11 protein-coding genes and 1 tRNA gene are annotated in these 15,539 nt (G+C 44.0%); 5 read left to right on the forward strand and 7 right to left on the reverse strand.

The features are described from left to right. Nucleotides 1-14: 14 nt before the first annotated feature. From LIX84_RS05035 to LIX84_RS05045, 3 genes are all read right to left on the reverse strand, one after another. Nucleotides 15-617, reverse strand: coding sequence for an ABC transporter permease (locus LIX84_RS05035; RefSeq protein WP_443083697.1), 603 nt, complete (start codon nucleotides 615-617; stop codon nucleotides 15-17). 290 nt (nucleotides 618-907) lie between these two features. Then, nucleotides 908-2,221 (reverse strand): methyl-accepting chemotaxis protein, encoded by a 1,314-nt coding sequence (locus tag LIX84_RS05040; protein WP_226420801.1) that lies wholly within the window; start codon nucleotides 2,219-2,221, stop codon nucleotides 908-910. Between the two features lie 354 nt (nucleotides 2,222-2,575). Then, the gene (locus tag LIX84_RS05045; protein ID WP_104970111.1) at nucleotides 2,576-3,769 is read right to left on the reverse strand and encodes an acetate/propionate family kinase; all 1,194 of its coding nucleotides are present in this window, start codon (nucleotides 3,767-3,769) and stop codon (nucleotides 2,576-2,578) included. Between the two features lie 363 nt (nucleotides 3,770-4,132). On the opposite strand from LIX84_RS05045, the gene LIX84_RS05050 reads away from it, so the two are divergent. Next, entirely contained in the window at nucleotides 4,133-5,671 is a 1,539-nt protein-coding gene (locus LIX84_RS05050) for a putative bifunctional diguanylate cyclase/phosphodiesterase (protein WP_031780182.1), read from the forward strand. A 73-nt stretch (nucleotides 5,672-5,744) separates the two neighbouring features. On the opposite strand, the gene LIX84_RS05055 is transcribed toward LIX84_RS05050, so the two are convergent. Beyond that, on the reverse strand, nucleotides 5,745-7,655 hold the full coding sequence (locus tag LIX84_RS05055; protein WP_226420802.1) for a DEAD/DEAH box helicase: 1,911 nt from the start codon (nucleotides 7,653-7,655) through the stop codon (nucleotides 5,745-5,747). A gap of 413 nt (nucleotides 7,656-8,068) precedes the next feature. Between LIX84_RS05055 and rnb the strand changes: the two genes are divergently transcribed. Then, on the forward strand, nucleotides 8,069-10,072 hold the full coding sequence (rnb, locus tag LIX84_RS05060; RefSeq protein ID WP_226420803.1) for an exoribonuclease II: 2,004 nt from the start codon (nucleotides 8,069-8,071) through the stop codon (nucleotides 10,070-10,072). Nucleotides 10,073-10,144: 72 nt separating this feature from the next. Continuing rightward, a complete protein-coding gene (locus LIX84_RS05065; RefSeq protein WP_226420804.1) occupies nucleotides 10,145-10,954 on the forward strand; it encodes an AraC family transcriptional regulator in 810 nt (269 codons plus the stop codon). Between the two features lie 40 nt (nucleotides 10,955-10,994). Here the strand turns inward: LIX84_RS05065 and LIX84_RS05070 are convergent, their stop codons facing one another. Further along, nucleotides 10,995-11,348: a DUF3024 domain-containing protein gene (locus LIX84_RS05070; protein ID WP_164665734.1), complete on the reverse strand. Its 354-nt coding sequence runs from the start codon at nucleotides 11,346-11,348 to the stop codon at nucleotides 10,995-10,997. A gap of 266 nt (nucleotides 11,349-11,614) precedes the next feature. On the opposite strand from LIX84_RS05070, the gene LIX84_RS05075 reads away from it, so the two are divergent. Continuing rightward, nucleotides 11,615-12,439: a phosphate ABC transporter substrate-binding protein gene (locus tag LIX84_RS05075; protein WP_005391035.1), complete on the forward strand. Its 825-nt coding sequence runs from the start codon at nucleotides 11,615-11,617 to the stop codon at nucleotides 12,437-12,439. A gap of 59 nt (nucleotides 12,440-12,498) precedes the next feature. Here the strand turns inward: LIX84_RS05075 and LIX84_RS05080 are convergent, their stop codons facing one another. Beyond that, a complete protein-coding gene (locus LIX84_RS05080; RefSeq protein ID WP_048625217.1) occupies nucleotides 12,499-13,179 on the reverse strand; it encodes a MaoC family dehydratase in 681 nt (226 codons plus the stop codon). Between the two features lie 329 nt (nucleotides 13,180-13,508). Between LIX84_RS05080 and LIX84_RS05085 the strand changes: the two genes are divergently transcribed. Further along, nucleotides 13,509-13,599 (forward strand) — tRNA-Ser (locus LIX84_RS05085). Nucleotides 13,600-13,761: 162 nt separating this feature from the next. Here LIX84_RS05085 and LIX84_RS05090 read toward each other — a convergent pair. Then, nucleotides 13,762-15,312, reverse strand: coding sequence for a methyl-accepting chemotaxis protein (locus LIX84_RS05090; RefSeq protein ID WP_226420805.1), 1,551 nt, complete (start codon nucleotides 15,310-15,312; stop codon nucleotides 13,762-13,764). Between the last annotated feature and the right edge of the window lie 227 nt (nucleotides 15,313-15,539).

The following is a 15,539-nucleotide window of genomic DNA, read 5'->3' on the forward strand; positions in this document are numbered from 1 at the left end:
CTATTATTTATCCTTTATCGAGCTGCAGTCAGGCCCGGTGGCGTTAATCTTTTTTGTAGTCGAATCAATCCGTAATCCGCGATGATAGCCAGAAGGCTAACGGCGATGGCACCAACGATCAGTTGTCGAGGATCACTTTGCGAGATGCCGCGGCTGATAAACACGCCCAACCCTCCTGCTCCGATATACGCGGCGATCGCCATAACGCCAATATTCATTACTACTGCCGTTCTCACACCCGCCATAATCACCGGAATCGCCAATGGAATTTCCACCATTTTCAAACGCTGAAAAGGCGTCATCCCGATGCCGCAAGCTGCCTCTCGGAGTGACGGTTCTACGTTGTGAATGGCGGTATAAGTGTTGCGAATAATAGGCAGCTGAGAATAAAGCAGTACGGTAATCACGGCGGGCACGTAGCCAATCCCATGACCAATGGTCGATAAGAGAGGAATCATCAAACCAAACAGTGCGATTGAAGGAATGGTGATAATGATGGACGCTACGTAAAGCACCACTTTCGCAACGCGCTCATTTTGTGTGATAAGAATGCCGATAGGTACTCCAGTTAAGATGGCAAGCCCAACAGCCAGAGCGACCAAAGAGATGTGCTCCATGGTAAGCGTACCTAGCAGCGCTAAGTTATCTATGGTGAAATTTAGTAAGTCCAAGTAGGTCTCCCCCAACTGTGATTCGCAACCAAGTTAACAGGAGATTAAATTACGCTACTTTTTATTAACAGTGTTGTAAAATAGCGACACGTTAAGATAGAAATACGAAATATTAAGGAGGGAAATAATTAGCTTTCTCATCACCAAAAAAAGCGCTTTATTGGCGATGAGCAGCAGTAGTAAACAGGTTGATTATATCGGAGCTGAAAAAAGCCATTGATAGCATGAAGAACCCACTACAATGAGCGGTTAAATTGCTCCACAGCCTCTACGACACGGCTAGCGCCATCTTGTATTTCGTTCATCACATTCCCCGCTTTTTCTGAAAGCTCTAGCGTATCTAGTGCTTCTTTTTGGCACTTGGCGATCAGTTGGACAGCATTATCGGTTCGCTCTAAGTTTTCAGTTACCATTGTGATAATTTCATCAGTGGTCGCATTGGTTCTTGTGGCAAGCTGTCTGACCTCGTCAGCAACAACGGCAAAGCCTCTACCATGCTCACCCGCGCGAGCCGCTTCTATCGCCGCATTTAACGCTAGTAAGTTAGTTTGGTCTGCAATACCACTGATGCTATTAACCAGTTCACTAATGCGCGATGAGTGCGCTTTGAGCTCGTCAATGGCCGTATTCGCTTGCTGCATCTGGTCAGACAGTGTTTGCACCTTTTCTAGCGTCGAACCTATCACTTGCTGACCTTGCAGTGTTTGTGTTCCGGTCTCTTGAGAAACTTCATTAGCCAATTGCGCAGCCTGAGCCATTTTCTGCTCTTGCATCACCTGCTGGGTGATGTCAGTCGCGAACTTGACGACCTTGTAGAGCTCTCCTCTATCGTTATGGATAGGGTTATAGGAGGCTTCTAGCCATACCTCTTCACCGTAACGGTTAACTCGCTTAAATCGGTCTGAAGCAAACTGTCCTTTTGCCAAACGTTGCCAGAACTCGCGATAAGCTTCAGAACCAGCCTCTTCCTGATCGCAGAACATACGATGATGCTTCCCTTTAATTTGATCCAGTGTATAACCCATCGTATTAAGGAAGTTATCATTGGCTTTTAATACATTACCTTCTAACGTGAACTCAATAACCGCCATAGAACGGCTCAACGCATTCAGCATGTCCTCTTGCTCACGCGATGTTTTGATCGTTCGCGTAAGCTCAGAAGCAAACACAAAAAAGCTTTCAACTTCTTGATGTTCGTTCAAAACAGGCTGGATAACCGTTCGTAACCACGCTTCTTCGCCGTTGCCTTTAAGGACTTGCATCGCGCCATTCCAAAATACTTTGTCTTGAACGGCTCTCTTCATTCGATGAAAGTGCTCTGTATTGCGCGAATTTGATGGAACCAACTCGGTAATCGGTTTCGCTAAAATATCCGCATCAGTGAAAAAGAGTTGTTGCTGAAGTTTTGTATTTGCAGAGGTAATGCAGCCTTTCTTATCCAGCGTTAAGCGAAGCATTTCTTCATCTAAACTGTATTGGATTTGCTGCAAGCGTTGCAGATCCTGCTTTAATCGTTGGTTTTCTTGCTGAAGCGACTTATTAAAAAACATGACTTTCTCTCATTTGACTAATCTTCGAACTAGTCAACGGTTTATTATTTATATGCCCAATAGCCTGCAAAGATCCGATTTCGTTTGATCGTTCTTCAAACGCAATTCCTGTCTCCGAGCTGAGACACCTACATGACATAAGGCTATTTTTCTTTGGTATGACTTAAGCTCAGTATACTGAAATTTCTTCACCGCCCAAGTTGTTTATATATTTATCAATATCAAGACAATTGGCAGCTATTAGAGATCCGTATTAATGCGGATAGTTGTATGGAGAAAGGATGTATTTGGATCAAAAAAAGCCCTTTCCATAAAGGAAAGGGCTTTGACTTAGTTCCCAAAATTTTTGCCGTTTTACAGCAGTTCCACCGACTGTTGAGCGATTACCCACTCTTCATTGGTAGGAATAACTAGTGCTTTCGCACCGAGCAACTCAGATGTTGCAATAACACCTGCGTTGCCAAATCTTGCATCTTCGTTGCCTTTCTCATCTTCAACAAAACCTAGCAGTTTTAGGTTTTTCAAGATTTCACGACGAATTGGTAGTGAGTTTTCACCAATACCACCAGTGAAGATGATGCCGTCTAATGAATCCAGAGCAGCTAGGTAAGAAGTAATGTATTTCGCAACACGGTAAGTGAAGATTTCAAATGCCAACTTCGCACGTGTGTTACCCGCTTCCATGGCTTCTAGTACACCACGTGCGTCACTTGTTACACCGGATACACCTAAGAAGCCTGACTTCTTGTTCATCATCTCGAACACTTCGTCTTTTTCCCAACCTTTACGGAAAAGGAACTCGATAACACTTGGGTCGAGGTCACCACAACGAGTACCCATCATTAGGCCAGCTAACGGCGTCAAACCCATACTTGTATCAACACATTCGCCATTTTTAACCGCACTCACTGATGCACCATTACCTAAGTGCACGGTGATAAAGCTGCTTTCTTCAACCGGCTTATCTAGCATTTTCGCTGCTTCACGACTTACGTAGTAGTGGCTTGTGCCGTGAGCACCGTAACGACGCACTTTATGCTCTTCGTAAAGCTCGTAAGGAAGCGCGTACATAAACGCTTTGGCAGGCATTGTTTGGTGGAAAGCAGTATCAAACACAGCGAATTGAGGCAGTGAAGGGAATGCTGCCATTGCTGCTCGCATGCCTTCTGCATTCGCTTTGTTATGAAGTGGCGCTAGCTCAGCAAGACGCTCAACTTCTTGAATAACTTTTTCATCGACTTTTACTGTGCCTTTAAAGGTTTCGCCACCAGCAACAATGCGGTGACCTACAGCCACAAATTTTGAGCTCAAACCCAAAGTCTCGAGTAGTTTTACCACTCGCTCAACAGCGTACTGATGATGGTTACCGCCAGCAGGAATTGCTTCAACGGTTTTTTCTCCCTGATATTTCCAACTGATTTCAGCTTCAGGTAGGCCAAAACACTCACCAATACCTGATACCAAAGCTTCACCGGTTTCAGAATCAATAACAGCAAATTTTAATGAAGAGCTACCAGAGTTGATCACCAGTACAAACGAATTAGACATGAAATAGTTATCCTGTTGTAGAGCAGAGGTTGTAATAGCGCTTGTGCGCTGCGTACTTCTTGTTTGCCCCTCTATTATTCAATAATTTTTTAATCTTTCAACAATCTTTTAGTAAAAGCGATTTGATTGAACAAATTTTGTTGATCTGTAGCAAGTTTTGATTTTATTTGAAGACTAAAAAATATGACTTGTTAAACATAATTTATGAATAGGTCAATTTGTACAAATTCAGAGATATGAGCTACGTTGTTTATTGGGTGAACAAAAATAATAAACCAATCAATAAATCGGGGTAATAATGTGCCCACTATTGCATTTCTATTAGTGATCTTAGGTTTGATTTTGCTCTGCTGGGGATGGCAGATGACAAAAAACATCTGCTCGAGAACTGATGTACCCGGGTGGACTTTCCTATTGTTGTTAATCAGCTGTTTCATTTTTGCGTATGCCGCTTTTTTACACGCTATAATGCAAAAACCTATCGCTTCCCTCTTGGAAACCGGAGTTTCTCTCATTCTATTCGGTGGCAGCATTTTTGTGGTGCTGGTTATCAAATGGAGCAACGACTCCATACTAGAACTGCATACCGTTGCTGAAAAAGAGAAGCGTAATGCCGTTCACGATGCACTTACTGGACTCCCTAACCGTAAATACTGCTTTGAGTTAATCGAAGATAGAATACAGTCTGGAGACCCTTTCTCAGTGATCCTTTTCGATGTCGTTAACTTTAAACAAGTCAACGATGCTATGGGACACTTTTGTGGAGACCAACTGCTGATTCAAATTGGGCAACGTCTCCAAGAGAAACTTAAAGGCAGTGACAAAATTTTCCGCGTTGGTGGCGATGAATTTGTCATCCTCACCTCGTCAGCATGCGAGGAAACAGGCAAAAGTCTCATCGAAGAGTTAGATTCAGCACTGTCTAATCGCTTCCATTTAGATGAGTTTCAAGTCTCTTCCCGCGTTGTTTTCGGTGTCAGTACCTACCCTTATGACGCTCTGTCCAATGATCTATTGATAAAGCACGCGGACATTGCCATGTATCACGCCAAACGAAATGGCAACCTCTTTGCATTTTATAATGAGGACATGAACGTCGGGGCCAAGTACCAGCTCGAAATCTCTTCTCGTATTCAATGTGCGCTGGAAAAAGAGGAGTTCCAGCTGTACTACCAACCGTTGATTGACGCACATACTAACTTAGCTGTCGGCTTTGAAGCCGTGATCCGTTGGCATGATGAAAATGGTAAAACGATTTCGCCTAACGACTTCATCCCCATCGCGGAGCGAAGTAATCAAGTGCACAACATCACCATGTGGGTCCTCAACCAAGTTGAAAAAGACCTCCAGACCTTTATAGAAAAAGACATCAAGCTTCCTGTCCACGTTAACTTATCTGCAAAAGATCTCTCGTCTAATTTATTGTTTAACCGCTTGGAAACACTGCTCAAGGTAAACCCTCAATTTGCTGACCTTATAAGCTTAGAGATTACTGAAACGATGGCGATTGATAGAGTTGTTGAGCTCAACCCCCTAATTCACCAAATCAAAGGATTGGGTATTAAGATCAGCTTGGACGACTTTGGCACCGGGTATTCATCTCTGTCGCTTTTGAGAGATCTCCCAGTTGATCAAATTAAAATCGACCGATCATTTCTTTGTACCGCAAGCCGGACAGAGGGCACCCGCTCTATCGTTGAGAATACAATAGCGTTAGCGCATGGCCTAGGGTATTCAGTCGTCGCAGAAGGCGTTCAAGACATGGATACACTGCATTTTTTACGCAGTCGTGGCTGCGACATCATTCAGGGCTACTTGTTCTGCCCAGCCCTACCCTTAAACGAAGTAATAACCTGGGTAAATGAGCACGATGAAAAACAAAGCCGTATTCGACGCGCATAAAAAAGCCGAGCATTTCGCTCGGCTTTCAATTCTTACGGCAATTTAATCAATTGCTCTAATCACTGATTCGTGATTATGCTTCTTGAGTGCGACGACCACGGCCGTGACCACGTTCACCACGGTGGTTACCACGGTGATCACCACCACGGTTACGATCGAAGCGACGTTCGCCACCGTCACGGTTACCACGGAAGCCACCTTCGCGACGACCGCCTTCACGACGATCACCACCACGGTTGCCGCCTTCGCGGTTGCCACGGTAACCGCCGCCATCACGACGACCGCCATCGCGACGACCACCGTCACGGCGACCACCACGAGACTCTCGGAAGTCATCGAAGTCACATACTACAGCACCAACATCTTGTTGACGGATGCGAAGTTTGCTTAGCTTGCCCGCAGCTTCAGAAGTCATTGCTTTTGGTAGCTGAACGAATGTGTGGCCTTGTGCTAGCTTGATCGCACCGATAGAGCCTTTACCTAGACCTAGTTCGTTCGCTAGAGCACCAACGATGTCTTTAACTTGAACACCTTGCTCGCGACCAACTTGAAGCTGGTAAGTATCCCAATCTTGGTTGTTGAAGTTACGACCGCCGTCACGACCACCTTCACGGCGCTCTTTACGACGTTGCTTATCACGCTCAATCGCTTCAACCATTGGGTCTTCGCCAATGTAGAACAGAGGACGTTTACCTTGCTGACGCTTAAGAAGCATAGCAGCAAGCGTTGCTGGGTCGATTTCTAGAGAAGTTTGTAGTTTCTCTACTAGCTCAGCAAATTTGTCTAGAGCTTTGTGCTCTTTCTCTGCTTCAAGCTCAGCACCTAGCTTAGCTAGACGAGCTTCAGCAACTTGGTCACGTAGAGGAAGTTGAATCTCTTCCATAGATGACTTAGTTACGCGCTCGATAGTGCGAAGCATACGGATTTGGTTAGTGCGAACAAGAAGGATCGCTTTACCTTTACGTCCAGCACGGCCAGTACGACCGATACGGTGGATGTAAGACTCAACATCGAATGGGATGTCGTAGTTGAATACGTGCGTAATACGTGGAACATCAAGACCACGTGCAACAACGTCAGTTGCAACTAGGATGTCGATAACACCTTGTTTGATGTGATCAACAGTACGCTCACGTAAAGACTGAGGAATGTCACCGTGCAGAGCTGCCGCTTTAAAGCCACGTGCAGATAACCAATCAGCTAGACGCTCAGTGTCTTGACGAGTACGTACGAAGACGATTGACGCATCAGTTTCTTCCGTTTCAAGAAGACGAGACATCGCTTCATCTTTCTCTACACCCTTCACTACCCAGAACTGCTGTTGAACTTTGTCTACAGTGTGGTTCTTACCCGCAACGTCAACCATTACAGGCTCACGTAGGAAACGCTCAACGATTTTCTTAAGCATCGGAGGCATTGTTGCAGAGAATAGAACGCGTTGAGCAGACTCTGGTGCATGTTCCATGATCGCAGTAACGTCATCAACGAAACCCATGTTTAGCATTTCGTCAGCTTCGTCTAGTACAAACGTGTTTACTTCATCTAGGTGTAGACGTTCACGGTTGATAAGGTCTTGTACACGACCTGGAGTACCAACAATAACTTGTGCACCGCTCTTAAGAGCACGCATCTGATCTACGATAGAAGCACCACCGTAAATCTCTAAAACTTTAAGACCCTTGATGTTCTTACCAAGGTTTTTCATTTCAGCCGCAACCTGGATCGCTAACTCACGCGTTGGCGCAAGAACGATAGCTTGTGGTTTACGTTGGTTGAGATCGATCTTATTTAGAAGAGGCAGAGAGAACGCTGCCGTTTTACCTGTACCTGTTTGAGCTTTACCCAGCGCGTCAGCACCTTCCAACAGGTGTGGGATTGCCGCAGCCTGAATTGGAGTTGGTGACACGAAACCCATTCCGTCTAGAGCAGAAAGGATAGAATCATTCAGAGATAAATCGCTGAATTGAATAACAGAATCTTGCATTGGGATCCTACTTAATTAAACAAAAAAACAGTCCCATATGCTCTTCCAATTCGATACTGATTCATCCAGTTACTGATTCCATTCAGACAGGAACACAGCACAGTACACAACCGCGATAAGCCATTAGGGACGACTAAGGGAGGCGGATTATTCCTTAAAAGCATAAAAAAAGCCAGAAAAAATTGAATTACATCACAATTTATTCTCAATAATGGCATTTTTAGCATATTTTTCCACCAGCCCCACCATTCCCCGTAGATTTGCGCAGCTCGCAGATGAGTTTTTCATCAATATTTAAGCCGATTTCCTGCAATTCGATCAGCAAAATTCACGGCGAAATTGCGCTCCACAGGTAGTAATAATAGCTCGCAATGATTATAGTGTGCCCAACTCCATAGGTAATTTAAGAAAAGATGTTTCAAGATAACCCACTACTCGCTCAGCTTAAGCAGCAAATCCAAGAAAACCTGCCGAAAAAAGAAGGCTCAATAAAAGCTACAGATAAAGGCTTTGGCTTTTTGGAAGTGGACAGCAAGACTAGCTTCTTCATCCCACCTGCGTACATGAAAAAGTGCATGCACGGTGACAAAGTCGTCGCCATTATCCGCACAGAAAATGAACGCGAAGTTGCAGAGCCACAAGAGCTGTTAGAACAAGCCGTGACTCGCTTTATTGGTCGAGTCAAAATGTTCAAAGGCAAGCTAAACGTAGCACCTGATCACCCACAGCTTAAAAAGCTTTCTCTTAAAGCGAAACTAAAGAAAGGTCTCAAACCTGACGAGTTCGCAGAGGGAGATTGGGTTGTCGCACATCTTATTCGCCACCCTCTAAAAGGCGATAACTCTTTCTTCGTAGAAATTTCTGAAAAAATCACAGATGCGAACGACAAAATTGCACCTTGGTGGGTAACGCTTGCTCAAAACGATCTACCAAACTCTGAGCCAGCAGGCATCGAGAACTGGGAACTAAAAGACGACGCCGATCTAGAACGCGTAGACATGACACACGTTCCTTTCGTGACTATCGACGGTGAATCAACCAAAGATATGGACGATGCGCTGTACGCGAAGAAAACCGAATCTGGCGATTTCGAACTGACTATCGCTATCGCAGATCCAACCGCCTACATCACACCAGAAGATGAAATGGATAAAGTAGCACGTGAACGTGGCTATACTATTTATCTTCCGGGCCGCAATATTCCAATGCTGCCTCGCGATCTAGCAGACAACCTATGCTCTCTGATTGAAGGCGAAATCCGCCCTGCTATTTGCTGTACCGTAACAGTAAATAAAGACGGCGTAATTGGCGACGATATCAAGTTCTTTGCAGCAAACATCAAATCACACGCACGCTTAGCATACGATCACGTGTCTGATTGGCTAGAAAACGGCAGCTCAGAAGCATGGCAACCATCTGAAGAGATCGCGACGATCGTTCGTGACCTTTACGACTTCTCCCTTGCTCGCGCAGAATGGCGTGAGAAAAACGCAGTGGTCTTCCCAGACCGTCCTGACTACCGTTTTGAGTTGAGTGAAGACAACGATGTGGCTGCTATCCATGCAGATATGCGCCGCAGTGCAAATCGCTTGGTTGAAGAGTCAATGATTACCGCAAACATCTGTGCTGGTCGTACACTGCGCGATAAATTTGAAACAGGTGTTTTCAATACTCACGCTGGCATTAAGACTGAGAAGATTGAAGAAGTGGTTCAACTTGTCAACCCAGAAGGTGAACTGGAATTCACAGCGGAGTCAATTACCACACTAGAAGGCTTTGCTGCATTGCGTCGCTGGTTGGCTGCGCAAGAAACCTCTTACCTTGATAATCGTATTCGTAAGTTCCAAGCCTACAGTGAAGTAGGTAATCAGCCTCTTCCTCATTACGCTATGGGGCTGGATATCTATGCGACTTGGACATCACCAATTCGTAAGTACGGCGATATGATCAACCACCGCATGTTGAAGGCCGTCATCCTAGGCAAAGAGCCAGTGCAAAAACCTGATGATCAAGTCGGTGAAGAACTAGCTCTGCACCGTAAACATCATAAAATTGCTGAGCGAAATGTCTCAGATTGGTTATATGCACGTACGCTTGCTGATGAGCCGAACAAGAAAACTTGTTTCACAGGTGAGATTTTCGATATTAATCGTGCAGGTGCACGTGTCCGACTTCTCGAAAATGGCGCAGCAGCCTTTATTCCTGGTGCACTAATTCTTGATAATAAAGAAAGAATTGAGTGCAATGGCGACAACGGTACCATCTCTATCGATAAAGAGGTCGTATACAAACTTGGTGATACATTGGAAATTGTCCTCGCGGACGTAAACCAAGAGAACCGCAGTTTAGTTGCAAAGCCAACCCAGGTATTTGCTGAACAACCAGCAGCACAAGCAGAACAGACTGTAAGTGAATAATACCGAATGAAGTTAAAAGGCGCTCTATTGAGCGCCTTTTTTATTTGTTATGTAAAAATGATAAGAACGAATATGCCGAACATTGAGATCATTCGCTTTAATCACTTCACTGCGCGCAAAAGTGAGCGTTACACCGCAACACATAATGGCTTATATGTTGTTGAAGAAGGTGCCCTATTAGTTCATCAACCAAATGGTGAACAGTTTGAACTTAAAGCAGGAGATTTTACTCTCTACAACTCTGCTGATTTGAGCAGCGCAGAAGCCATCCCTAGTGAAAATGGCTTTAAAGCACTGGCTCTAGTCTTCAACCCAAATCTATTCTGTGACTTTAAAAAAGCACACCCAATACTACGCTCCAAGACGGAAGAAAGGCGCTTCTATCCTTTTTCAGCGCAAGCCAGCAGCGAAGTAGCACAACTAAAAGACACATTGGTCAACTTAGCGAGTCGCAATGCTCCAGACTACACACAAGGTCATATCGCAATGGCACTGCTGTCGTTAATGGTGGAGGTAGAGCCAAACATCCTATCAATCATAGATGACGCAAGCAGCCTAAGCGACTCTCAAAAGGCCATCAAGTATATTGAGAACAATATCGAGAAAGATATCACTCTGGAAGGCTTAGCGGCTCATATGAGCATGTCTATCGCGACCTTAAAACGCCGCCTCGCCGCAGAGGATCTTTCATTTTCACAGATATTAAAAGTGAAGCGGATCAACTTCGCCGCAACCCAGCTGCGCATGTCAGAAAAATCTATAACAGAAATAGCGTTTGAATCCGGGTTTAAAAGTGCAGCGCATTTCAGTACCGCATTTAAATCGGTTTACAACATGACGCCGAAAGACTTTAGAAACCAAGTCGTTAAGTCCAAAGCATAAATCATGGTGACATTGACAGCTGTTAGAGTTGGAGCGTTCCCTATTCCCAAAAACACGCTTGAGGATCGCTTTCCAACTCGGTGAGTAGGTCTTCGAGCGTTTGACTGTATGGAAGTGGCTTATAAGGTATCCACCTTAATAATTCGTTGCGGTACGTTGGGACGTAGAAATACCAAAGCTGATTGCCCTCATCAAACACGATCTTCGCGACGGGAGAGGTATATTCGCAGTGCTGTGAATCAAGAAGAAAATGCGCTCTATGAAGCTCGACACCATTCTCCACTGGCTCATATAGGCACTTACCCTGCTCGACAGGCAGGTTAGCATTACGCGCAGAGCAGAGCGATTGAACTGATTTGTATAAACGACTTGTCGCCATTTGGGACACTGACATCAACGTTCTCCCGATGGATGATAGTTAGAGCTGTCGATCCTAGTATATAACCTTTACACCACCATCGATGGTGATTATCTGCCTACCTCAAACAAAAGGTGGCTATATTCTCATTTACTCAGATTACCATCTCACTTTGCTTGGAAACGCTACCTACATCACCTCTTGGTTAGAAAGAATTCCCTTGTTTAGACCTGACAGTTCACAAAAGTGTAACCTGAACGCAATATCATAAACGCTGCTTTATACCGTATATGGAGTTTAATATGTTACGTTTTACTGTGGCGACGTTATTGGCCATAGCAGTCTCCCTCCCCGCCATTGCAAAAGAAATTAATATCTCTGGGTCAACCTCGGTTGCTCGCGTAATGGATGTACTTGCAGAGGAATACAACAAAACACACCCGGACGATTACATTGCAGTTCAAGGTATTGGTTCTAGTGCGGGTATTACAATGGTTAATAAAGGTGTAGCCGAGATTGGGATGAGCTCTCGCTATCTGACAGAAAGCGAAAAAGGTGAAGATCTCAACGTATATCCTATCGCTTATGATGGCCTAGCTGTTGTTGTAAACCGTACAAACTCTGTAAAAAACCTTTCTCAACAACAACTGTTTGATATCTACAAAGGTAAAATCAAGAATTGGAAAGAGGTTGGTGGTGCAGATCAACCTATCGCTGTTGTCACTAGAGAGGCATCTTCAGGCTCGCGCTACAGTTTTGAAAGTCTGCTAGGACTAACCAAAATCGTAAATGATCGCCTCGTCTCAGATATCAGCCCGAACAACTTGGTTGTAAATAGCAACAGCATGGTAAAAACCATCGTGAACCATAATACTCGTGCAATTGGGTTTATTTCTGTGGGATCAGTAGATCGCTCAATAAAAGCGATTCAATTAGATGGTATTGACCCAACTTCGGCAAACATTAGCAATCACAAGTATAAATTGGCGCGGCCATTCCTAGTGCTCTACAAAGTCAATAAGATTAGCGAACCAGGTAAAGGATTCGTCACCTTCCTTCGTTCAGAACAAGGACAAAAAGCGATTGCTGATTACGGTTACACTCCAGTAAAAAGCTTTAATCAATAAAACCAAAAAGAGAGCATATTGATGCTCTCTTTTCATATGTTTTCTATCTGGCTCTGGAATTAGAAATGCAGTTGAATAACAGAAACGACAACAGCACCAGGTCGACGAATGCCTTCTATTTCCACTTTAATTTCACGCTCGATCTCCAAACCTTTTTTGATCGGCGTTACTTTTGTTAACGTGCTGACAGCACGAACGTTGTTTCCTGCTTTAACAGGGTAAGGGAAACGAACTTGGTTTAAGCCTAAGTTAACGACCATTTTGGCTGTTGGGAACATTGGCTTATCAGGGTCCACTGAGTCAGTCAATTTAGGCAACAATGCTAATGTTAAAAAGCCATGAGCGATGGTTGTCTTAAATGGAGATTCAACTGACGCGCGTTCTGGATCTGTGTGAATCCACTGCATGTCTTCCGTTACCGCGCCAAATTGATTGATACGTTCTTGAGATACATGCACCCAGTCACCAGTGTGAATCACTTCACCAATTTTTTCACTTAACTCGTCATACAGCTTTTGAGCCTCAGGTGCCATTACGATTGGTGTAGGTTGAGGCGCAACCTCTTCGTTAACAGCTGGCTGTTGGTGATCACGAACTTTTGAGAAAAGAAAGCTATTCTGAGCTTTTCCCAAAAAGTCACTCCAATAATCGCGTAACGTTGGAGACATCCAATTCATAAACTCGGATTGATGAGCAGAAATCGCATCAACTTTGTCTTTAAATAGATTTGTGACCTTCATAAACACCCTTAAAAAATTTAAGCACAACTGGCTATACCAGTTAATTTTGAATTAGTTCACAAAGTCTTGCAAATACTTTCGGGCGAACACATGTACCCTAAAAGCAAGTTATTTCTTAAATATCATAAAGATAACAATAAAACACCATTTTATTGACTTGCGCCAATATAAAGTAAAAACTCTATAAATTGCTACTATTTGTCCCTTTTTTACCCCATTTTTAAACTGTTTAACATTACATCAGCGACTATAAAACGAGCAAACAGTACTTCTATTATAATTCAGCACTTTACAAGTCGGACTATGCTCCCTATTATACGTTCCGCAACGGAGAGATGGCTGAGTGGTTGAAAGCACCGGTCTTGAAAACCGGCATACGTTAATAGCGTATCTAGGGTTCAAATCCCTATCTCTCCGCCACTTATTTAGAAAGCTCGCATTTATTGCGAGCTTTCGTCGTTTTAGTGCTTGTAAAATGACGGAGGTTCGAACCCCTAGTCGTATACGGCCCCAGAACTTCACCACATTCCAATAAAGAGCCCGCTAAAAATCAGCGGGCTCTTTATTTCTATTTTCTAGTGTTTAAGCAAACTTCTTAATCATTTCAGACAGGTCATTGGTGCAATTTTGCACTTTGGTGTTCATATGATTCGTTTCAGTCATCAGTTCATACGATTCACTGTACTTTAAGTTAAGCGACTGGATGTTTTCGTTAATCTCATCCGTTACGTAAACCTGTTCTTCTATCGCTACCGCAATTTGTTGATTTCGCTCGACTACATCCTGAACGAGAGATTGCAGCTGTTGGATGCTCTCTAAAGCCGTGCCTAATAATGTTACCGTTCCGGTCGACATTTCATTGCCTTTCTCTAGCGCAGAAACCGCTGATTTACTGCCCTTTTGAATCCCTTCAATGGCCGCTTTAATTTCTGTTGTCGATTCCTGTGTTCTTTTAGCAAGGGTTCTCACTTCATCCGCAACGACTGCAAACCCTCTCCCTTGTTCGCCTGCCCTCGCCGCTTCAATTGCTGCATTCAACGCTAATAAGTTGGTTTGTTCAGCAATATCATTGATCACTTCAACAACGGTTCCTATTTGCTCGGTTTGTTGATTCAAACGCATGACCACTTTAGAGATTTCGCCGAGCTCATCCACCAGCTCTAGTACCGAGTGGTTAACATTATCAATAACGCTACGGCTATCTGTCATCGTGTTCTGCGCTTCTAGCGTAGCATCGGCAGTCGCTTGAGCATTATTTGATATCTCAGATGATGAGGCTTGCATCTCGTTGACCGCTGTAGCGACCGAGTCGATCTCTACTTTCTGGGCACTCAAGTTTTCCGTCACTTGCTGGCTATTAGTCGCAGCACTGTTGGCACTTGCACGTGTTTCTTCGCAAGAGTCTTTTACAGACACCCCGACTCGCCCTAATAGCGCATCTGCAAATTGCTTACGCATCTTCATACCCAGCTCAATTTCAGCCAGATCGTTAATTTTTCCGCAATAAATATACTCCATTAGAGGATTGTTGAAGTCTTGCCTAGCCTGTCTAGCAAGCTTCTCAACTGGCCTAGTTAATACATAAATTGAGAAAACGGAAAGTAATGCAGCAATGCCAAAGGCCACCTCTGGTGATTGATTCATTTGTAGAGTTAGCAAGCCAAGAAGGTTGGAAATGAAAAGAAAGAAGGCTGATCTCATCCACAAACGCGTACGGGGAAGATACATTTGCAATGGTTTACCGTTATTCCGAAGTTTTGAATACGCTTTTTCCGCTCGTTGAACGTGTATACGCTCAGGTTTAAATCGAACCGATTGGTACTCAACAACTTCACCATTGGATTTGATAGGAGAAGCAAACGCATCAACCCAATAATACCCTCCGTTTTTACGTCGGTTTTTCACCATTCCCATCCAGTGTTTTCCGGCTTTTAGGTGCGTCCATAAATCTTTAAAAGCCTGTTTCGGCATGTCGGGGTGGCGTACAACATTGTGAGGCTTACCGATAAGTTCACCATCATCAAACCCCGCGACTTCATTAAAGTTTTCACTGGCATATTTGATATAGCTGGACGTATCGGTGATAGAAACTAGGCTGTAACTCGAAGGGTAATCATATTCCGTTTCACTCATAAACATGTGTCCTTACATTGATTAGTTAAATAAACGGCAAGTATGAGTGTAGCAGCATAACATTTATGCGCATAATGATAAGCTCATTGTAAAATTCAATGAAATTACTGATAGGTCAATTTATTACCTGCAAACATAGTGGCGGTTTCACTCTCAAATAGCACTCCCCTTGAGTGCTCACAAGATGCTGCATTGATTAAAATTAATACACAAAAGCGCTTCCTTAC

Source organism: Vibrio sp. E14, from assembly GCF_020515785.1.
In the GTDB taxonomy this organism is placed as follows: domain Bacteria; phylum Pseudomonadota; class Gammaproteobacteria; order Enterobacterales; family Vibrionaceae; genus Vibrio; species Vibrio diabolicus.